Source organism: Streptomyces sp. NPDC026659 (assembly GCF_040638245.1).
Classification (GTDB): domain Bacteria; phylum Actinomycetota; class Actinomycetes; order Streptomycetales; family Streptomycetaceae; genus Streptomyces.
Window position 1 is genome coordinate 668,696 of sequence record NZ_JBEZXY010000002.1, and the last position, 20,097, is coordinate 688,792.

Annotated in this window: 19 protein-coding genes; 8 read left to right on the plus strand and 11 right to left on the minus strand. The window is 71.9% G+C overall.

Annotation, left to right across the window (positions count from 1 at the left end):
* Positions 1-735 precede the first annotated feature (735 nt).
* Positions 736-1,347, minus strand: coding sequence for a response regulator transcription factor (locus AB0E91_RS07615; protein WP_003948568.1), 612 nt, complete (start codon positions 1,345-1,347; stop codon positions 736-738).
* A 381-nt stretch (positions 1,348-1,728) separates the two neighbouring features.
* On the opposite strand from AB0E91_RS07615, the gene AB0E91_RS07620 reads away from it, so the two are divergent.
* Complete coding sequence (locus AB0E91_RS07620) at positions 1,729-2,058, plus strand: WhiB family transcriptional regulator (protein ID WP_161182055.1); 330 nt, start codon at positions 1,729-1,731, stop codon at positions 2,056-2,058.
* A 79-nt stretch (positions 2,059-2,137) separates the two neighbouring features.
* Here the strand turns inward: AB0E91_RS07620 and AB0E91_RS07625 are convergent, their stop codons facing one another.
* Entirely contained in the window at positions 2,138-3,046 is a 909-nt protein-coding gene (locus AB0E91_RS07625; protein ID WP_161182056.1) for a LysR family transcriptional regulator, read from the minus strand.
* Between the two features lie 80 nt (positions 3,047-3,126).
* Between AB0E91_RS07625 and AB0E91_RS07630 the strand changes: the two genes are divergently transcribed.
* Together AB0E91_RS07630 and AB0E91_RS07635 are read left to right on the plus strand one after the other, a co-directional pair.
* Positions 3,127-3,795: an MOSC domain-containing protein gene (locus AB0E91_RS07630; RefSeq protein ID WP_361776705.1), complete on the plus strand. Its 669-nt coding sequence runs from the start codon at positions 3,127-3,129 to the stop codon at positions 3,793-3,795.
* A gap of 51 nt (positions 3,796-3,846) precedes the next feature.
* Complete coding sequence (locus AB0E91_RS07635; protein ID WP_361776708.1) at positions 3,847-4,620, plus strand: SDR family oxidoreductase; 774 nt, start codon at positions 3,847-3,849, stop codon at positions 4,618-4,620.
* A 574-nt stretch (positions 4,621-5,194) separates the two neighbouring features.
* Here AB0E91_RS07635 and groL read toward each other — a convergent pair.
* From groL to AB0E91_RS07655, 4 genes are all read right to left on the minus strand, one after another.
* Positions 5,195-6,823, minus strand: coding sequence for a chaperonin GroEL (gene groL, locus AB0E91_RS07640; protein WP_361776711.1), 1,629 nt, complete (start codon positions 6,821-6,823; stop codon positions 5,195-5,197).
* Positions 6,824-6,939: 116 nt separating this feature from the next.
* A complete protein-coding gene (groES, locus tag AB0E91_RS07645) occupies positions 6,940-7,248 on the minus strand; it encodes a co-chaperone GroES (RefSeq protein ID WP_018543953.1) in 309 nt (102 codons plus the stop codon).
* A gap of 345 nt (positions 7,249-7,593) precedes the next feature.
* Positions 7,594-8,331, minus strand: a complete 738-nt coding sequence (locus AB0E91_RS07650) for a hypothetical protein (protein WP_361777366.1) — start codon at positions 8,329-8,331, stop codon at positions 7,594-7,596.
* 149 nt (positions 8,332-8,480) lie between these two features.
* The gene (locus AB0E91_RS07655) at positions 8,481-9,404 is read right to left on the minus strand and encodes a polysaccharide deacetylase family protein (RefSeq protein ID WP_361776715.1); all 924 of its coding nucleotides are present in this window, start codon (positions 9,402-9,404) and stop codon (positions 8,481-8,483) included.
* A gap of 90 nt (positions 9,405-9,494) precedes the next feature.
* On the opposite strand from AB0E91_RS07655, the gene AB0E91_RS07660 reads away from it, so the two are divergent.
* Complete coding sequence (locus AB0E91_RS07660; protein ID WP_361776718.1) at positions 9,495-10,682, plus strand: methyltransferase domain-containing protein; 1,188 nt, start codon at positions 9,495-9,497, stop codon at positions 10,680-10,682.
* Between the two features lie 21 nt (positions 10,683-10,703).
* Here AB0E91_RS07660 and AB0E91_RS07665 read toward each other — a convergent pair whose 3' ends face one another.
* The gene (locus tag AB0E91_RS07665; protein WP_361776721.1) at positions 10,704-11,732 is read right to left on the minus strand and encodes a LacI family DNA-binding transcriptional regulator; all 1,029 of its coding nucleotides are present in this window, start codon (positions 11,730-11,732) and stop codon (positions 10,704-10,706) included.
* Positions 11,733-11,873: 141 nt separating this feature from the next.
* Between AB0E91_RS07665 and AB0E91_RS07670 the strand changes: the two genes are divergently transcribed.
* The 4 genes from AB0E91_RS07670 to AB0E91_RS07685 are packed head-to-tail and all read left to right on the plus strand — an operon-like array spanning position 11,874 to position 17,314.
* The gene (locus AB0E91_RS07670; protein WP_361776724.1) at positions 11,874-13,178 is read left to right on the plus strand and encodes an extracellular solute-binding protein; all 1,305 of its coding nucleotides are present in this window, start codon (positions 11,874-11,876) and stop codon (positions 13,176-13,178) included.
* Between the two features lie 17 nt (positions 13,179-13,195).
* Entirely contained in the window at positions 13,196-14,050 is an 855-nt protein-coding gene (locus AB0E91_RS07675; protein ID WP_361776727.1) for a sugar ABC transporter permease, read from the plus strand.
* Positions 14,051-14,099: 49 nt separating this feature from the next.
* Positions 14,100-14,948, plus strand: a complete 849-nt coding sequence (locus AB0E91_RS07680; protein WP_361777368.1) for a carbohydrate ABC transporter permease — start codon at positions 14,100-14,102, stop codon at positions 14,946-14,948.
* Positions 14,949-14,998: 50 nt separating this feature from the next.
* On the plus strand, positions 14,999-17,314 hold the full coding sequence (locus tag AB0E91_RS07685) for a glycoside hydrolase family 3 N-terminal domain-containing protein (RefSeq protein WP_361776730.1): 2,316 nt from the start codon (positions 14,999-15,001) through the stop codon (positions 17,312-17,314).
* A 222-nt stretch (positions 17,315-17,536) separates the two neighbouring features.
* Here the strand turns inward: AB0E91_RS07685 and AB0E91_RS07690 are convergent, their stop codons facing one another.
* The 4 genes from AB0E91_RS07690 to tsaB are packed head-to-tail and all read right to left on the minus strand — an operon-like array spanning position 17,537 to position 20,043.
* A complete protein-coding gene (locus AB0E91_RS07690) occupies positions 17,537-17,791 on the minus strand; it encodes a hypothetical protein (RefSeq protein WP_361776733.1) in 255 nt (84 codons plus the stop codon).
* On the minus strand, positions 17,788-18,891 hold the full coding sequence (gene tsaD, locus AB0E91_RS07695) for a tRNA (adenosine(37)-N6)-threonylcarbamoyltransferase complex transferase subunit TsaD (RefSeq protein WP_361776736.1): 1,104 nt from the start codon (positions 18,889-18,891) through the stop codon (positions 17,788-17,790). The genes AB0E91_RS07690 and tsaD overlap by 4 nt, the downstream gene beginning before the upstream one ends.
* Positions 18,884-19,369: a ribosomal protein S18-alanine N-acetyltransferase gene (rimI, locus tag AB0E91_RS07700; RefSeq protein ID WP_361777371.1), complete on the minus strand. Its 486-nt coding sequence runs from the start codon at positions 19,367-19,369 to the stop codon at positions 18,884-18,886. The genes tsaD and rimI overlap by 8 nt, the downstream gene beginning before the upstream one ends.
* A 17-nt stretch (positions 19,370-19,386) precedes the next feature.
* The gene (gene tsaB, locus AB0E91_RS07705; protein WP_361776739.1) at positions 19,387-20,043 is read right to left on the minus strand and encodes a tRNA (adenosine(37)-N6)-threonylcarbamoyltransferase complex dimerization subunit type 1 TsaB; all 657 of its coding nucleotides are present in this window, start codon (positions 20,041-20,043) and stop codon (positions 19,387-19,389) included.
* Positions 20,044-20,097 lie beyond the last annotated feature (54 nt).

A 20,097-nucleotide genomic window follows, 5' to 3' on the forward strand; every position in this document is an offset into this window, starting at 1 on the left:
GTGGGGGTACGGGTGGGGGGTTCGGGGTGTGTGGGCGGGCGCCATGTGGCCAGCCACCGTGTGCCCGGACTCCACGTGCGGAGACCCTATGTGCCAAGTCACCACGTGCCCGGACTCCATGTGCCGAGACCCTGTGTGCCAGGGCCTCATGCGCCCGAACCCCACGGGCCGAAGCTCCATGTGCCCAGACTCCACGTGCCACGACCCCATGTGGCCAAAAACTGTGCGGCCCGACCCCACGCGCCGGGGCACTAGGCCCCGAGGCCCCATAGGGCCAGACTGCGTGTGTCGAGATCCCATGTGCCACGGCCCCATGTGGCCAGCCACCATGGACCGAAACCCCACACGCCAAGACCTGACGCGGCCAGCCATCACGGGGCGCCGCACCACATGGCCCGGCGCCACGTCCCACCACCGCCCCCGAGCACCGCCGACGCGCACCGTCACGTGCACGCCCGCGCTTCTCGACGGCAGCCACCCGCCACGGCCCACCACCAGGTGACCGCATCACAGCCCACCTCCGGACGCCGATCGCACGACCGAGCCCACAGCGAAAGCCCCTCGGACAGCCCCCGTGAGCCCCCGATGCCACGCGGCCGACAGCACCGCGCCGCAGACGGAGGCGAGAAGACCGCGAAGACAGCCGGGGGCGCGAGCCCCCACCACCCGCCCCACCCGCCAACGCGCGGGCGGGGAGCGACGGATGGCGGCCCGGGCACCGCCGCCGAGCATGTCCTAGCGGACCAGACCCCAGCGGAAGCCGAGCGCCACCGCGTGGGCGCGGTCGGAGGCGCCGAGCTTCTTGAACAGGCGCCGGGCGTGGGTCTTGACGGTGTCCTCGGAGAGGAACAGCTCGCGGCCGATCTCGGCGTTGGAGCGGCCGTGACTCATGCCCTCCAGCACCTGGATCTCACGCGCGGTGAGCGTGGGCGCGGCGCCCATCTCGGCCGAGCGCAGCCGGCGCGGAGCCAGTCGCCAGGTCGGGTCGGCGAGAGCCTGGGTCACGGTGGCCCGCAGTTCGGCGCGCGAGGCGTCCTTGTGCAGATAGCCCCGCGCCCCGGCCGCGACCGCGAGCGCCACGCCGTCGAGGTCCTCGGCGACGGTGAGCATGATGATCCGCGCGCCCGGGTCGGCGGACAGCAGCCGACGTACGGTCTCGACACCGCCCAGGCCGGGCATGCGGACATCCATGAGAATGAGGTCGGAGCGGTCGGCACCCCAGCGGCGGAGGACTTCCTCGCCGTTGGCAGCCGTCGTCACGCGCTCGACGCCGGGCACGGTCGCGACCGCGCGGCGGAGCGCCTCTCGGGCAAGCGGGGAGTCGTCGCAGACGAGGACGGATGTCATGACCGCCCTCCGCAGCTGATGCGCGTCACCTTGAGCCTCCAGGCTGGTACGGAATCGTCACCTGTGCGGTCGACCGTCTCGGACGCCTGCCCGAGCACTTGTGTTTTCAACCGCCTCCGCACTCTCAACGACGGTCACTCGAAAGAGTTACGGGGCCACACGCTGTCTTCGGCACTCTACGTGAGGGGGCCGACACGGACGAGACATGGCCGACGGACCCTCGCCGTTTCATCACAACCCATGCCCCATTTAGACGTTTTTGCTCCCATTTCACGGTGTCTAGAGCTAGATTCGCAATGAGTCATATTTTCATCTCCTTAGACCGGAGATGTACGGTCGAAGGCACCGTATCCGCCCAGAACGGCTACAAGGGGTCACGTAATGGCAGATTTCTCCCGCCTTCCCGGACCGAACGCGGACCTGTGGGACTGGCAGCTGCTCGCAGCCTGCCGCGGCGTGGACAGCTCGCTCTTCTTCCACCCGGAGGGCGAGCGCGGGGCGGCTCGGAGCGCTCGTGAGAACTCGGCCAAGGAGGTCTGCATGAGGTGCCCGGTCCGGGCCGAATGTGCGGCACACGCCCTGGCGGTACGGGAGCCGTACGGCGTGTGGGGCGGCCTCACCGAGGACGAGCGCGAGGAGCTGATGGGGCGGGCACGCAACCGCCTGGTGTCGGCGTCGACCACCGGCGGGAGTGCCACTCCCCATACATGAAGGAACGTTTCTCCAGACGCTTCCCCCCTGGGTGCGCCCACGCGCGCCCCTTCGTAGCCCCCCTCGCGCTCCCGCGCGCCTACCCCTGTCGCCCCAAACCCTCGGCCGCCCGCGCCAGTTGCTCCAGAGTCGCCGCCACCGCCGGGACCTGGGCCAGGTCGGGGAGGGTGAGGGCGACGATCTCGCGTCGTACCGCCGGTTCCAGGCGGACCACGCGCACGCCCCGGGGCCGTACCGAATCCACGGCGAGCTGCGGCAGCACCGCGACCCCGAGACCGGCGCCGACCAGGCCGATCACCGCCGGGTAGTCGTCGGTGGCGAAGTCGATGCGCGGGGTGAAGCCCGCGCCCTCGCAGACCTGCACCAGCTGGCCGCGGCAGCGGGGGCAGCCCGCGATCCAGGGTTCACCGGCCAGTTCCCCGATGGCGACGGAGTCGGCGCGGGCGAGCCGGTGGCGCTCGGGGACGAGGGCGACCAGGCGGTCCGTCAGCAGGCGCCGTACGACCAGGTCGTCCCACTCCTCGGCGGCCGCGCCCGCGTAGCGGAAGGCGAGGGCCAGATCGCAGTCGCCCTCGCGCAGCAGCTCGACGGACTTCGGGGGTTCCGCCTCCTCCAGGGAGACCCGGGTGCCGGGGTGGGCGGCGCGCAGGGCGGCCAGGGCGGTGGGGACCAGGGCGGAACTGCCGCTCGGGAAGGAGACGAGCCGGACCCGGCCCGCCCTGAGGCCCGCGATGGCGGCGACCTCCTCCTCGGCGGCGGTGAGCCCGGCGAGGATGCCGGAGGCGTGCCTGACCAGGGCTTCTCCGGCCTGGGTCAGCCGCATCTCGCGGCCGCCGCGCACGAGCAGCGGGGTGCCGACCGAGGCTTCGAGCGCCTTCATCTGCTGGCTCACGGCGGGCTGGGTGCAGCCCAGTTCGCGGCCGGCCGCCGAGAAGGAGCCGGTCGTGGCGACGGCGCGCAGGACGCGGAGATGACGGGCCTCGATCACCCTTTGAGCATAAGCCTCGCTTGGGAGAGATGCCCAATATCGCGTCGACGCTTTGGGAGACGGTCACGTACCGTGCGCTCATGAAGCTTCTTTCCGTCAATCTCGGGCACCCCACGGCGGTGCCGTACACGGACCAGGCGCAGGGTCTGACGGGCATCGACAAGCGGCCCGTCGACGGACCGGTGCGGGTGACGGCCCCGGGCCCGAAGGGGGTCGGCGGGAGCGGTCTTGCCGGGGACGCGGTGTGCGACTTGCGCCATCACGGCGGCGACGACCAGGCGGTGTACGCCTTCGCGCGCGAGGATCTGGACGAGTGGGAACGGGAACTGGGCCGACCTTTGGCCAATGGCTCCTTCGGGGAAAACTTGACCCTGGACGGCGTCGAGGTGTCCGGGGCGGTCATCGGCGAGCGGTGGCGGATCGGCGCGGAGTTGGTTCTGGAGGTCACCTCGGGGCGTATCCCGTGCCGTACGTTCCAGGGCCATCTGGACGAACGGGGCTGGGTGAAGAGATTCACCCGGAAGGCCGCGACCGGTGCCTACCTCCGGGTGATCGAGCCGGGCGAGATCCGGGCGGGCGACGCGGTGGAGATCGTGCACCGGCCGGAGCACGGGGTGACGGCGGCGATGCAGTTCCGCGCGGTCACCACGGAGCGCGAGCTGCTGCCCCGGCTGCTCCCGGCGATCGACGCGCTGCACACCGAGACGCGGGCGCGGCTGCACAAGTACCTCACGGAACAGGCGGACTGAGGCCACGTCACCGACGGGGTACGGCCCGGCCCGGGTCACTACCCTTGGGCCATGACAACGGCTCTGATTACGGGATCGACCGCGGGGATCGGCGCCGCATTCGCGCGGCGGCTGGCGGCTGACGGGCATGACCTCGTCCTGGTGGCGCGCGACACCGCGCGGCTGCGGGAACAGGCGACCGAGTTGCACGACCGGCACGGCATCGAGGCGGAGGTGCTCACCGCCGACCTGGCGGACGACAAGGGCATCGAGACCGTCGCCGAGCGCCTCGCCGACCGCCGCAACCCCATCGACCTGCTGGTCAACAACGCCGGCTTCGGCAACAAGGGCCGCTATCTCGACGTCTCCATGGCCGACGAGCTGCGGATGCTCAAGGTCCACTGCGAGGCGGTACTGCGGCTGACCTCGGCCGCGACGGAGGCGATGCGCGAGCGGGGGCGGGGCGGCGTGGTCAACGTCGCCTCGGTGGCGGCCTTCGTCCCGCGCGGCACGTACGGCGCCTCGAAGGCGTGGGTCGTGCAGTTCACCCAGGGCGCGGCGAAGGACCTCGCGGGCACCGGCGTCCGGCTGATGGCCCTGTGCCCCGGCTTCGTCCGCACCGAGTTCCACGAGCGCGCCGGCATGGGCACCGACAACATCCCCGGCTGGATGTGGCTCGACGCCGACAAGGTCGTCGCCGAGGGCCTCGACGACCTCTCCCGCGGCAAGACCCTCTCCATCCCCGACCCCCGCTACAAGACCCTGATGGGCCTGGCGAAGGTGGCCCCGCGCGGGCTGCTGGGGACGCTCAGCGCGCGGACGGGGCGGAAGTACGGACCGCAGTGAACGCCGGGGGCACCGAGGAGCCTCGTCGGTGAGGGGGGGGCGTTCGCGTACCACTCCGCCCCCTCACTTGGCGTGCTCGGCCCCGGCTCCCCGCTCACCGGCCATGTCCTGGCTGCGGCCGACGGCCCCGGCCAGGCGCGCGAACGTGTCGTTCTGCCCGTTGAAGCGGTGAGCGGTCTGACCCCGCCACGCCGGCCCTCGGGCGCGACGGCGGCCTCAACGACGGTCGCGTAGCCGATGGGATCAGCCCAGGAGGCCGGCGCGTGGCAGGCCAGGAACCGCGCGGCTGGATCAAGGCTGCATAGGTGAGCAGTGCCTGATGAGGCAGGACGTCCACGTCATCAGCGATTTCGTCACTGAACAGCCTGATATCCACCCGCCTCCACGAAATGCCTGGGTCGAATCATGGATAGCCCCTGGCCTCAGACTTGCCACGCTCTCGTGGTGAAAACGGGGCGCCGTCGATTCGATGTCAGCGATCTCGATGTCGACGACGTATCAGGAGCGGCCGCACAGCGCCGAGGCCCGGCACCCCCGTGGGGATGCCGGGCCTCGGTCGTGAGGTGAGGTCGGGTCAGTGGGAGTGACCGTGGCCGTGGCCGTGACCGGCGGAGGCCTCTTCCTCTTCCTTCTTCTCGACGACCAGGGTCTCGGTCGTCAGGAGGAGGGCGGCGATGGAGGCGGCGTTCTCCAGGGCGGAGCGGGTGACCTTGACCGGGTCGATGACGCCGGCCTTGATCAGGTCGCCGTACTCGCCGGTGGCGGCGTTGTAGCCCTGGCCCTTCTCCATGTCCTTGACCTTGGAGACGATGACGTAGCCCTCCTGGCCGGCGTTCTCGCCGATCCAGCGCAGGGGCTCGACCACGGCGTTGCGGACGACCGAGACACCGGTGGCCTCGTCGCCGGTCTTGCCGAGGTTGCCGTCGAGGACCTTGGAGGCGTGCACCAGAGCGGAGCCACCACCGGAGACGATGCCCTCCTCGACCGCGGCGCGGGTCGCGGAGATGGCGTCCTCCAGGCGGTGCTTCTTCTCCTTCAGCTCCACCTCGGTGGCGGCGCCGACCTTGATCACGCACACGCCGCCGGCCAGCTTCGCGAGGCGCTCCTGGAGCTTCTCGCGGTCCCAGTCGGAGTCCGTGTTCTCGATCTCGGCCTTGATCTGGTTGACGCGGCCCTGGACGTCCTCGGACTTGCCGGCGCCCTCGACGATCGTCGTGTCGTCCTTGGTGACGGTCACGCGGCGGGCGGAGCCCAGCACGTCCAGACCGGCCTGGTCGAGCTTGAGGCCGACCTCCTCGGAGATGACGGTGGCGCCGGTGAGGACGGCCATGTCCTGCAGCATCGCCTTGCGGCGGTCGCCGAAGCCGGGGGCCTTCACCGCGACGGCGTTGAAGGTGCCGCGGATCTTGTTGACCACCAGGGTCGACAGGGCCTCGCCCTCGACGTCCTCGGCGATGATCAGCAGCGGCCGGGAGGCGTTGGTCTGGATGATCTTCTCGAGCAGCGGGAGCAGCTCAGTGATCGAGGAGATCTTGCCCTGGTTGATCAGGATGTACGGGTCGTCGAGGACGGCCTCCATACGCTCCTGGTCGGTGACGAAGTACGGGGACAGGTAGCCCTTGTCGAAGGCCATGCCCTCGGTGAAGTCCAGCTCCAGACCGAAGGTGTTGGACTCCTCGACGGTGATGACACCGTCCTTGCCGACCTTGTCCATGGCCTCGGCGATCAGCTCGCCGACCTGGTCGTCCTGCGCCGACAGCGCGGCGACGGCGGCGATGTCCGACTTCTCGTCGATCGGACGGGCCGCGGCGTGCAGGTCCTCGGAGATGGCCTTGACGGCGGCGTCGATGCCCTTCTTCAGGGAGGCCGGGGAGGCACCGGCGGCGACGTTCTTCAGGCCCTCGCGGACGAGCGCCTGGGCGAGCACGGTGGCGGTGGTGGTGCCGTCACCCGCGATGTCGTTGGTCTTGGTCGCCACCTCCTTCACCAGCTGGGCGCCGAGGTTCTCGAACGGGTCCTCGATCTCGACCTCACGGGCGATCGTGACACCGTCGTTGGTGATGGTGGGCGCGCCGAACTTCTTGTCGATGACGACGTTGCGACCCCGGGGGCCGATCGTCACCTTCACCGTGTCGGCCAGCTTGTTGACGCCGCGCTCAAGGGCGCGACGGGCGTCCTCGTCGAACTTCAGAGTCTTCGCCATGACAGCGGTAGCCCTCTCGAAAATCTGGGTGGATGTGACCGCGCCCCCGGCCGCCCGGCTTCCTCTCGGTAGCGGGGGCCAGGGGCGCAGTGGTGAAGCAGATGCTTCGGGGTGAACTACTTCTCGATGATCGCGAGAACGTCGCGAGCCGAGAGGACGAGGTACTCGTCGCCGTTGTACTTCACCTCGGTGCCGCCGTACTTGCTGTACAGCACGATGTCGCCGACCTTGACGTCGAGCGGCAGGCGCTCGCCGTTCTCGAAGCGGCCGGGACCCACGGCGAGGACGGCGCCCTCCTGGGGCTTCTCCTTCGCGGTGTCCGGGATGACCAGGCCAGAGGCCGTGGTCTGCTCGGCATCCAGCGGCTGGACCACGATGCGGTCCTCGAGCGGCTTGATGGCAACCTTGGAGCTGGCGGTCGTCACGATCCGACCTCCCCCTTCTGAGATCACACGGGGTTGACTGTCTGAGGTGGCGACCAGGTGGATCCGTCGTCGCGGGTGCCGGACCTGCCCGTCGCTTTGTTGGCACTCTCTGCTGCCGAGTGCCAGAGCCGAGACTATGACCGGGGTTAGCACTCGGTCAAGCGGAGTGCCAATTGCCGTGCGGCGCGTCGGCGATCGGGGGTGCGGGGAGTTGGCTCGGCCTGTGTGGGGGTTGCACCCCCACGCCCCTGCTTCGGCCCTGAACGGGCCTCGTCCTCAAACGCCGGACGGGCTGACAGTTACCCGGGCCGAGACGGGCTGACAGTTGCCCGGGCCGAATCGTTTCTACAGGTAGTCCTCCAGGCGACCCACCGTCAGCCCCCGTTCCTGCACCCTCCGCAACAGCCTCGCCGTCCGCTCCCCCAGCGCCGTCGCCGTGCCCCGCGCCGGGCCCACTCTGACGATGTCGCCCGGGAGGAGTGTGTGGGCGCCCCTCGTGTAGGCCAGGCCCGTTGACGTGACCGTCGCCCGCCAGAGGACGACCGCCGTGATGCCGCAGTGGGCGGCGGCGCGGAGGGTGGTGTGGTCGTACGTGCCGAGGCGGGGGCGGAGAAGGCGGGCCGCGGGGTGGGCGCAGAGGACGGCGCGCTGACGGGTGTAGGGGAGGCCGGGGAGGGTTCCCCGGCGGGGGGCCCGGCGCTCGACCGTCGCGCCCGCCCTGCGCAGGGCCGTCTGGTGGGCGGCGGCGAAGACGGTGACCGGGAGGCGGAGTTCGCGGATCAGGGTGGCCAGGCGGGGGTCCTGGCCGACACCGTCGTCATAGGTGAGGAAGACGACCTTGTCGGTGGTGGGGACGTGGTCCACGGCCCGGGGCAGGGGAGTTCCGCGGGACGCGAGGGGGCGTGCGGCGTGGTGCGGGGCCGTGGCGAGGGGGGCGGGGAGGCCCCAGTGGCGGTAGGCGCGGTCGGCGCGTACGACCGGGCGGTGGACTCCCTCGGCGGCCTTCTTGCCGAGGCGTTCGATGGGGTCGACGGACTGGGCGCAGCCGGTCAGGAGGGCGGCGGTGGCGAGTACGGCGCACAGTGCGGCGCGTGCGCCCCCGACTCCGACCCCAGTCCCGATCCTGATCCCGCCACCGATCCCGCCACCGGTCCCGCCACCGGTCCCGCCGTCGCCTCCGCCCCTCGCCGGACGTCCCAACGCCCGCCGCACCCGTCCCCGCCCCCTGTGGCTCACAGGTAGTCCTCCAGGCGGGCGACCGCGTAGCCCTCGGCCGTGATCTTGTTCAGGAAGCGGCGCATGTCGTCGACCATGGTGCCGTTCCACTCGTCGGGGCCCCGGAAGTGGGTGAGGACGATGTCGCCCCGGCGCAGTCGCTGGTCGTCCTCGCGGTACTCCCAGTGGTCGACGTAGACCTCTTCGTTCCAGATCGGCGCGTACTTGATGCCGCAGGACCTGGCGGCGCGCAGGGTGTCCTGGTTGTAGTCGCCGTAGGGCGGGCGCAGGACGGTGGGGCGCTTGCCGAACTGCTTCTCCATGATGTCCTGCATCCCGCAGATCTCGTGGCGCTGCTGCTCGTAGGAGAGGCCGGGGAGATAGGGGTGGGTCAGGGTGTGGTTCTCGAGGGAGTTGCCGTACGACTGCATCTTGCGGAAGTAGCCGTAGTCGTCCTTGACGAGGTAGTTGCTGAGGAAGGCGGTGTACGGGAGCTTCAGTTCCCGCATCATCTCCAGGAATCTGGGGTCCTTCTCGGCGCCGTCGTCGATGGTGAGGAAGACGATCTTCTGCTGGGTGGGGATGGTGGTGAAGACCGGGGGGAGGTCCCAGTCGTCCTGGTGGTCGACCTCGAAACCGGCGCGGGCGGTGATCTCCGGCTTGGTCGCGGGGGGCGCGGGCGGGGTGAGGGGGACCTCGTTCAGGCCCCATTTGCGGGTGGCGGCGGCCATGCGCTGCTGCTCGGCGGCGCGGGCGGCGGCCGCGTCCGGGGCCTTGGCGGGGCCGCCCCGTCCGGCCGGGGCGTGGTGCGGGGCGGCGCTGTCGCCGGGGCCCGCGCAGCCGGTGAGGACGGCGGCGGTGGTCAGTGCGGCGACGCCGCAGCGCAGGGCGGTCGAGCGCAACCGCGCCCGAATTTTATCGTTTTGTACGACGGCTCGCATGGTGCCGGATCCTGGCAGGCCGGAGCCCCGTGACCGGCCCGACACCGCCGCCGGAGGCGTACGGTCCACCGACTGGCCCACAATGAGCCGGTGAACGACCAGCTCTCTCCCCTCCCCGCGTTCCACGCCCTGCGCACCGACGAGGGCCGGGCCCTGCTCGACGAGGTGCGCGGCACCGCGCCGGCCGACGAACTCGCCGTCGCGACCCGGCTGCGCCGCACCCACCCCGTCGAACTGGTGTCGGCCGCGCTGGGGCAGGCCCGGCTGCGGCAGCGGGCGGCGGCCAAGTTCGGGGCCGGGGACGCGGAGCGGATGTACTTCACGCCGAACGGGGTCGAGCAGTCGACCCGGACCAGCGTGGCGGCGTACCGCGCGGAGCGGATGCGGGCGCTCGGGGTGACCTCGGTGGCCGACCTGTGCTGCGGGATCGGCGGCGACGCGATCGCGCTGGCCCGCGCGGGCATCCGGGTCCTGGCCGTGGACCGCGACCCGCTGACGGCGGCGGTGGCCCGGGCGAACGCGGAGGCGCTGGGCCTCGACGACCTGATCGAGGTGCGCGAGGCGGACGTCACCGAGGTGGACACGGCCGGGTACGACGCGGTGTTCGTGGACCCGGCGCGGCGCGGCGGCCGGGGCCGCATCTTCGACCCGGAGGCGTACTCCCCGCCCCTGTCCTGGGCGGTCGCGGCGGCCCGTACGGCCCCGCGCGCCGCGCTGAAGATCGCCCCCGGCATCCCGCACGAGGCGGTGCCCGCCGAGGCCGAGGCCGAGTGGATCTCGGACGGCGGGGACGTGAAGGAGGCGGTGCTGTGGTTCGGCACCGGCGCCCCGGGCGGCGTCCGCGCCACCCTGCTCCCGGGCCCCCGCACCCTGCTCGGCCGCGGCCTGCCCGACCCGGCGGTCCGCCCGGTCGGCCGCTACCTCTACGAGCCCGACGGCGCCGTCATCCGCGCCCATCTGGTCGCCGAGGTCGCCGAGGACCTGTCCGGCGGCCTCCTGGACGAGACCATCGCCTACATCACCTCCGACACCCTGCGCCCCACCCCCTACGCCACCGCCTACGAGATCACCGACCAACTCCCCTTCAACCTCAAGAAGTTGAAGGCCCTCCTCCGCGAACGCCAGGTCGGCACCCTCACCGTCAAGAAGCGCGGCTCGGCGGTCGAACCGGAGGAACTCCGCCGCAAGGTGAAGCCGCAGGGGCCGAACTCCGCGACCGTGTTCCTCACGCGGGTGGCTGGCGCACCGACGATGCTGATCGGGCATCCGGCGGCGTAGCGGCACTCACGCGGGCGGTGTTCACGCAGGCGGCGCCCCCGTGCTCGATCGCACCACCAGGCTCGTCGCCAGTTCCACGCGGGTGGAGGCGGAGGGGGAGTCCGTGCGGCCGAGGTCGAGGACCAGGCGGGCGGCGGCCTCGGCCATTTCGGTCAGGGGCTGGCGGACGGTGGTGAGCGGGGGGCCGACCCAGCGGGCGACGGGGAGGTCGTCGAAGCCGACGACGCTGAGGTCCTCGGGGACGCGGAGGCCGAGTTCGCGGGCGGCTTCGTAGAGGCCGAGGGCCTGGAGGTCGTTGCCGGCGAAGACGGCGGTGGGGCGGTCGGGGGCGCGCAGGAGTTCCAGACCGAGGCGGCGGCCGGAGTCGTGGTGGAAGTCGCCGGCCTTGACCAGGGCCGGGTCGACGGGCAGGCCCGCGGTCTCCAGCGCGGCCCGGTAGCCGTCGAGGCGGGCGCGGCTGCACATCATGCGGGAGGGCCCGCTGATCGCGCCGATCCGGGTGTGGCCGAGGTCGATCAGATGCCGGGTGGCGGCCAGACCCCCCTGCCAGTTGGTGGCGCCGATGGAGGGCACGTCGGCCCCCGGGTCGCCCGCCGGGTCGAGGACCACGAAGGGGACGCGGCGGCTGGTCAGCAGGGCGCGCTGGGCGTCGTCGAGGTCCGACAGGACCAGGATCACGCCGTGCGGGCGGCGGCCCGCGACCTGGTCGGCCCAGGTGCGGCCGGGGGTGAGCCGCCCGGCGCTCTCGGAGAGCACCACGCTCAGGCCCGCCTCCCGGGCCACGTTCTCCACGCCCCGGATGACCTCCATCGCCCAGGCGCTCTCCAGCTCGTGGAAGACCAGGTCGATCAGCGGCGAGCGGGTGGCCTCGGCCCGTCTGCGGCGGTAGCCGTGGGCGCGCAGCAGCTCCTCGACCCGGGCCCGGGTGGCGGCGGCGACGTCGGCCCGCCCGTTGAGCACCTTCGAAACAGTCGGAGCCGACACCCCGGCCTCCCGGGCGATCTCGGCGAGCGTGGCGCTCTGCGCCGTTCCGTTCTTCGTCGGCTTCATGGCCGCGATCGTATCTCTGCGCGACCTCTTGACGGGCTCCCTCGGGCGTCTTACGTTCCCGGAACATTCGAGTTCAATTTCGAAACATTCGAAGACACTCGCGGAGCCATCCGCGAAACGATCCGTGAGGGGTGCCCGTTCATGGAGACCTACAGCAGGCGCTGGTTCCTCGCCGCCGGAGCCGCGGCCGGGGCCGCCGCCGGGCTCACCGCCTGCGGTTCCGGCGGCGGCTCCGGCGCGGACGGCACGCTCACGGCGTTCGTGTACGGCGACGACGCGGCGAAGGTGCAGTCCGCGGCGGTCTCGCGGTTCAACGCCTCGGCCGCCGCCCGCACGACCAAGGGCAGAGTCCGACTGGAGAAGGTGCCCGGCGCGGAGTACCCCGCCAAGCTCCGCACCGCGATGGGCTCGCCGAACGCCCCCGACGTGTTCTTCAACTGGGGCGGCGGCTCCATCAAGGCGTACGAGGAGGCCCACCAGCTCCTCGACCTCACCGGCACCATCGCCTCCGACCCGGTCCTCAAGGACGGCTTCCTGCCCTCCGTCCTCGCCGCGGGCGCGCTCGGCGGCCGCGCGTACGGCATCCCCATGCGCGGAATGCAGCCGGTGATCCTCTTCTACAACAAGCGCCTGTTCACCGAGCACGGCCTGAAGGCGCCCGCCACCTGGGACCAACTCCTGGACACCAACGCGAAGTTGAAGAAGGCCGGGATCACCCCCTTCGCCCTCGGCGGCGCCGACATCTGGCCCGAACTCATGTGGCTGGAGTACCTCGTGGACCGCATCGGCGGCCCCAAGGTCTTCGACCGGATCAAGAACGGCGACTCGGCGGGATGGGGCGACCCCGCCGTCCTCAAGGCCGCCCGGACCGTGCGGGACCTCATCGACGACGGCGCCTTCGGCAAGGGCTTCAGCTCGGTCGCGTACACCAACGGCGGTGCGCCGGCGGCCTTCGCCAAGGGCAAGGCCGCCATGCATCTGATGGGGTCGTGGGAGTACTCCACCCAGCTCGGCAAGTTCCCCGACTTCGCGAAGAAGGACCTGGGCTGGTGCCCGTTCCCGGAGTTCGAAGGCGGCGCGGGCGACATCCGCAACGTGGTCGGCAATCCCACCAACTACTGGTCCGTCAACGCCCGTACGAGCAACAAGGACGCGGCCCTCGCCTTCCTCCGCGACTGCGCCTCCGAGCGCTACGCCAGGGACCTGATCGCCAACGGTGACATCCCGGCCACCTCCAACGCGGCCAAGCTGCTGGACGCCTCCCCCAACCCGGAGTTCGCCCGCTTCCAGTACCGCATGGTCCAGAACGCCCCCGCTTTCACGCTCAGTTGGGACCAGGCGGTCGACCCGAACGCCTCGACCCCGATGCTCACCGAGGTCAACAAGCTGTTCGTCGGCAAGTCGTCGCCGGAGCGGTTCGTGTCGGCGCTCAAGGAGCTGAAGTGAGCGGTAAAACCGCTGGGTTGGCTGCCAGAGCTGGACGCCCTCACCCCTCCTGGGCCCTCCCCGCCGTGCTCTTCTTCGGCTTCTTCGCCCTGCTGCCCATGGTCCTCGCGTTCTGCCTGTCCTTCACCACCTGGAACGGCCTGGGCGACCCGCGCCCGGCCGGTCTGGCCAACTGGCACAAGCTGATGACGGACGACCGGCTCACCCAGTCCCTGACCGCCACCGCCCTGCTGACGGTGGCCAGTTGGGCCTTCCAGACGGTCGCCTCCCTGCTCCTGGGCGTCTGGGCGGCCGGACGCCAGCGCAACCGGGCGATCCTCTCGGCCGTCTTCTTCGTGCCGTTCCTGCTGTCCTCGACGGCGATCTCGCTGCTCTTCTACGCCCTGCTCGACCCCAACTTCGGCATCGTGCGCGGCGACACGCTCGGCACGACCTCCGGCGCGTTCCTCGCGCTCGTCTTCGTCGGCGGCTGGCAGTTCATCCCCTTCCACACGATGATCTACCAGGGCGGAGCACGCCAGATCCCCGACGTGCTCTACCAGGCCGCCGCGATCGACGGCGCCGGACGCCTGCGCCGGTTCGTCTCCATCACGCTGCCCCAACTGCGCAACACGGCGACGACCTCGGGCGTGCTGATGATCGTCGGCTCGCTGACCTACTTCGAGACCGTCCTCATCCTCACCCAGGGCGGCCCCGGCACGGACACCGCGATCCTGCCGTACCTGATGTACGAAGCGGGCTTCAAGAGCTACGACTTCGGATACGCCAGCGCCGTCGCGACCTTCCTCGTCGTGGCCGCCACCGCGCTCTCCCTGCTGCTGATCCGGCTGTCCGGCTTCGGCGCCATGCGCAGCACCCGCGAAGGAATGTGACGCCGTGGCCCCCGACACCCTCACCCCGCCGGTGAAGTCCCCCGCTGCCGTGAAGCCGCCCCGGCCGCCGCGCCGCCCCTGGACCCGCCGCGCCGACCCGCTCGCCGGACTCGGCTCGGTGATCTGGCTGGCCGTCGTCATCGTCCCGGTCTACGCGATGATCTCGCTCTCCCTGACCGGTCAGGACGAGGCCCTGGGCCACAACGCCCTGCGCCCACCGCGCCACCCCACCCTGGCCAACTACGACACCGTCCTGCACAGCGGCTTCGGCCACTTCCTCGCCAACACCGCGCTGGTGGCGGCCGCCGTCGTGGGCATCGTCCTGGTCCTGTGCGTGCCACTGGCGTACGTGGCCGTACGCACCCGCGGCTTCTGGTCCGGCGCCGCCTTCCGGCTGTTCCTGCTCGGCGTGGCCATCCCCGCGCAGGCCGTGGTGGTCCCGCTCTACCTGATGATCGCCAAGCTGAACCTGTACGACAGCCTGCTCGCGGTCATTCTCCCCACCGCCGCCTTCGCGATGCCGGTGTCGGTCCTTGTCCTCACCGGCACCCTGCGGGACATCTCCGAGGAGCTGTACGAGGCGATGGCCCTGGACGGCGCCTCCCCGGCGCGGATGCTGTTCCAGCTGGTCATCCCCCTCGCCAAGGGAGGCATCGGCACCGTCGTCGTCTACGCGGCGCTCCAGGCCTGGAACGGCTTCCTCTTCCCTCTGATCTTCACCCAGTCCGACGGCCCCCGCGTCCTCACCCTGGGCCTGTTCACCTACGTCAGCCAGTTCGGCGTGAACATCCCCGCACTGCTCGCCTCGGTCGTCCTCTCCGGCATCCCGGTGTTCGCCGTCTACCTGGTGGCCCGGCGCGCCCTGGTCGGCGGCCTGATGGGCGTCGGCGGCAAGTGACCCCACCCCGCTCGCGTCCGCTCTCGTACGACACCCCCGACAGGAGTTCCATGACCACCGCCCCCTGGCGCGACCCCGCCCTGCCCGCCGCCGACCGCGTCGCCGACCTGCTGTCCCGGATGACCCTGGAGGAGAAGACGGCCCAGCTGTACGGCGTGTGGGTGGGCGCGGACGCGGAGGGCGGTGAAGTCGCCCCGCTCCAGGGCGAGATGAGCCGGGTGGCGGACTGGGACGAGCTGATCGCGCACGGCCTCGGCCAGTTGACGCGCTCCTTCGGCACCGCCCCCGTGGACGCGGCGGCGGGTGCCCGTGCGCTCGCCGCCGCCCAGCGCCGTATCGCCGCCGCGGGCCGCTTCGGCATCCCCGCGCTCGCCCACGAGGAGTGCCTGGCCGGCTTCACCGCCTGGGGCGCGACCGCCTACCCGGTCCCGCCCGCCTGGGGCGCCTCCTTCGACCCGGAGCTGGTGGCGGAGATGGGCCGCAGGATCGGCGCCGACCTGCGCTCGGTGGGCGTCCATCAGGGTCTCGCCCCGGTCCTGGACGTGGCGCGCGATCTGCGCTGGGGCCGGGTGGAGGAGACCATCGGCGAGGACCCGTACCTGGTCGGCACGGTCGGCGCCGCCTATGTACGGGGCCTGGAGTCGGCCGGGGTGGTCGCCACGCTGAAGCACTTCGCCGGGTACGCGGGTTCGGCGGGCGCCCGCAATCTGGCGCCGGTGCGGGCCGGTGTCCGCGAGCTGGCGGACGTCGTCCTGCCGCCCTTCGAGCTGGCGCTGCGCGAGGGCGGCGCGCGGTCGGTGATGGCCGCGTACACCGAGACCGACGGCGTCCCGGCCTCGGCCGACCCGGAGCTGCTGACCGGGCTGCTGCGCGAGGAGTGGGGCTTCACCGGCACGGTGGTCGCCGACTACTTCGCCGTCGGCTTCCTGCGCACCCTGCACCGGGTGGCCGCCACGAAGACCCGGGCGGCCCATCTCGCACTGGCCGCCGGGATCGACGTCGAACTGCCCACCGTGGACTGCTACGGCGCGGACCTGGTCGCGGCGGTACGGGCCGGGGACGTGCCCGAGTCCCTGGTGGACCGCGCGGCCCGCCGCGTGCTGCTCCAGAAGTGCGAACTGGCTCTGCTGGACGAGGACTTCACCCCGGGGACCGAGAACGAGGGCCCGGTGGATCTGGACCCGCCCGGAAACCGCGCCCTGGCCCGCCGCCTGGCGGAGGAGTCGGTGATCCTGCTCGCCAACCCCGCCGGGCTGCTGCCGCTCTCCCCCGGCGCCCGGATCGCGGTGGTGGGCCCGCGCGCCGCCGACCCGCTCGCGATGCTCGGCTGCTACTCCTTCCCCTCCCATGTCCTCCCCCACCACCCGGACGTGCCGCTCGGCATCGGGATCCCGACGGTCCTGGAGTCCCTGCGCACCGAACTCCCGGACATGGAGGTCAAGTTCGCCGAAGGCTGCGGCGTCTCGGACCCGGACACCTCCGGGTTCGCGGAAGCCGCGGCCCTGGCAGCCGACGCCGACGTGTGCGTGGCGGTGCTCGGCGACCGGGCGGGCCTGTTCGGGCGGGGCACCTCGGGCGAGGGGTGCGATGTGGCCGACCTGGAACTCCCGGGCGTACAGGCCGGGTTGCTGGACGCGCTGGTGGCCACCGGCACCCCGGTCGTCCTGGTCCTGCTGACCGGCCGCCCGTACGCGCTGGGCCGTTGGGAAGGCCAACTCGGCGCGGCCGTCCAGGCGTTCTTTCCCGGCGAGGAGGGCGGCACGGCGGTAGCCGGAGTGCTCTCGGGCCGGGTCAACCCCTCCGGCCGCCTCCCGCTGAGCGTGCCCCGCGACCCCGGCGGCCAGCCCTGGACCTACCTCCAGCCGCCGCTCGGCCTCGCGGGCGAGGTCAGCGCCCTGGACCCGACCCCGCTCTTCCCCTTCGGGCATGGACTGTCGTACACCTCGTTCGCCTGGGGGGAGTTCAGCGGAACGGAGCCCGTCGAGATCGGCACGGACGGGGCGTACGACCTCTCGCTGACCGTGCGCAACACCGGGGAGCGGGCGGGCGCGGAGGTGGTGCAGCTCTATCTGCACGACCCGGTGGCCTCGGTGACGCGGCCCGATGTGCGGCTGATCGGTTACCGGCGGCTGGAGTTGGAGCCGGGCGAGGCGGCCCGTGTGAGCTTCCGTTTCCACGCCGACCTGGCGTCCTTCACCGGCCGCGCGGGCGCCCGGATCGTCGAACCGGGGGCGCTGGAGCTGCGGTTGGGCCCGTCGAGTGCCGAGGTGCGGCACACCGACCGTGTGACGCTGACGGGTCCGGTGCGCGTGGCGGGCCCGGAGCGCGTACTGCGCTGCGACACCGTGGTGACCCCCGCCGGGTGAGCCGGGAACGGCGAAGGCGCCCCGGTCGAAACCGGGGCGCCTTCTGATCTGAGCGCCGGGCAGGCCTTGCACCTGCATTTCCCCGCAGGAAGCGGGGCGTCTTTCCTTGGACCACCAACGCCTGGCGTTCTGACCGGAGTTGTTCCGGCCCGTTCGCTCTGTGATGATCATAGCCAAAGATCGCCACCGAGCGCCAGCCCTGTCCGAAGGACAGTTTCCGGCTCAGTCCTCCACCGGCTCGAACCGCCACCGGTGCACCGGCCGCGACACCAACCCCGCGTCCGGATCGGGCAGTTCCGGCACGTCCGCGTCGTACGCCGCGTCCCACCAGGTGAGAACCAGCACCCGCTCCCCCGGTGCCCGGAAGGTCTCCCGGCGCAGCGGCGGGGCGGACAGCTCCTGGGCGCGGGCCCAGGCGAGCAGGTCGGCGCCCCGGCCCTCGGCGGCCCGCGCCTCCCACATCAGGGTGACGCTCACGAGTACAGGTTCTCCTTGCTGACCTCGTGGACGTGGTCGTGGTCGTGGTCGTGCCCGTTGCCCGGCACATGCGGGTCGGTGACCGGCAGGGAGGAGTCGGCGGAGAGGTCCCAGTCGGAGGCGGCCCGGTTGCGGGCGACCATCTCGGCGCCGAGCGCGGCGACCATCGCGCCGTTGTCCGTGCACAGCTTGGGGCGCGGCACGCGGAGCCGGATGCCGGCCGCCTCGCAGCGCTCCTGGGCGAGCGCCCGCAGCCGGGAGTTGGCCGCGACACCGCCGCCGATCATCAGGTGGTCGACGCCCTCGTCCTTGCAGGCACGCACGGCCTTGCGGGTCAGCACGTCCACCACGGCCTCCTGGAAGGAGGCGGCCACGTCACGGACGGGCACCTCCTCGCCGGCCGCGCGCTTGGCCTCGATCCAGCGGGCCACGGCGGTCTTGAGGCCGGAGAAGGAGAAGTCGTAGGCGGGGTCGCGGGGACCGCTCAGACCGCGCGGGAAGGCGATGGCCTTCGGGTCGCCCTCGCGGGCGTAGCGGTCGATGACCGGGCCGCCGGGGAAGCCCAGGTTCAGCACGCGGGCGATCTTGTCGAATGCCTCGCCCGCCGCGTCGTCGATGGTGGCGCCCATCGGCCGTACGTCGGAGGTGATGTCCGAGGACAGCAGCAGCGAGGAGTGGCCGCCGGAGACCAGCAGGGCCATGGTCGGCTCGGGCAGCGGGCCGTGCTCCAGCTGGTCCACACAGATGTGGGAGGCGAGGTGGTTGACGCCGTAGAGCGGCTTGCCGAGGGCGTAGGCGTACGCCTTGGCGGCCGAGACGCCGACCAGGAGGGCGCCCGCGAGGCCGGGGCCCGCGGTGACGGCGATGCCGTCGAGGTCGCGGGCGCTGATGCCCGCCTCCTTCAACGCGCGGTCGATGGTCGGGACCATCGCCTCCAGATGGGCGCGCGAGGCGACCTCGGGGACGACACCGCCGAAGCGGGCGTGCTCGTCGACGCTGGAGGCGACGGCGTCCGCGAGCAGGGTCGTGCCGCGGACGATGCCGACGCCGGTCTCGTCGCAGGAGGTCTCGATGCCGAGGACGAGAGGTTCGTCAGCCATTGGTCTCGGTTCCTTGTACGTCTTCCAGGGAGGAAGAGGGGTCGGTCAGGCGCATCACCAGGGCGTCCACGTTGCCCGGCTGGTAGTAGCCGCGCCGGAAGCCGATGGGGGCGAAGCCGAAGCGCTCGTAGAGCTTCTGGGCGCGGGTGTTGTCCACCCGGCACTCCAGCATCACCTCGGCGCACTCGAAGGTGGTCGCGGCCCGCAGCAGCTCGGTCAGCAGCCGGGCGCCGAGACCGGTGCCCTGCTGGTCGCGGGCGACGGCGATGGTCTGCACGTCGCCGAGGTCGCCGGAGGCCGCGAGGCCCGCGTACCCGACGATCCGGCCGTCCGGCGCCGAGGCGACGAGATAGCGCCGGGTCGCCTCCGGGCCCCGGGAGTGGGCCAGCTCGGACCAGAACATGCCCCGCGACCAGGCGTCCTCGGGGAACAGGTCCTTCTCCAGCTCCAGGACCCGGTCGATGTCCCACCAGCGCATCTCGCGCAGTTCGGCGGTCACTTCGGCGTGACCACCTTGTAGTTCTTCGGCACCTGCGCGTCGGGGCGGCGCAGATACAGCGGCCGGGGCTCCTCCAGTTCCTCGCCCGCCGCCAGCCTCTCGGCGGCCAGGGAGGCGAGCGCGGCGGCGGAGACGTGCTCCGGCTCGTGGACCTGGGGGAAGGTGTCCGGGTAGAGCAGCGCGCCCGCGCCGACGGCGGGCAGGCCCGCGACCCGTTCCGCGATGTCGGCGGGGCGGTCCACGGCGGGGCCGGTGAGCCGGGTGCGCGAGTCGGCGTACGTCGCCCAGTAGACCTCCTTGCGCCGCGCGTCGGTGGCCACCACGAAGGGGCCCTTCTCGATGTCGGCGGCGTAGGCGAGGCCGTCCAGGGTGCACACGCCGTACACGGGGACGCCGAGCGCGAGGCCGAAGGTGTCGGCGGTCATCAGACCGACGCGCAGGCCCGTGTAGGGGCCGGGTCCCGTGCCGACGACGATGCCGGTGACGGCGTCGAGCTTGACCCCGGCGGCGGCGAGCACGCGGTCGACGGCGGGCAGCAGCAGCTCCCCGTGGCGGCGCGCGTCCACCTGACCGGACGAGGCGACGACGCCCTCGCCGTCGTGCAGCGCGACGGTGACGGCGGGGGTGGCGGTATCCAGAGCGAGCAAGAGCACGCGAACAGCCTACGGCGCCCGCGGCTCGCGCACGCCCGCCCCGGACGGACGGTC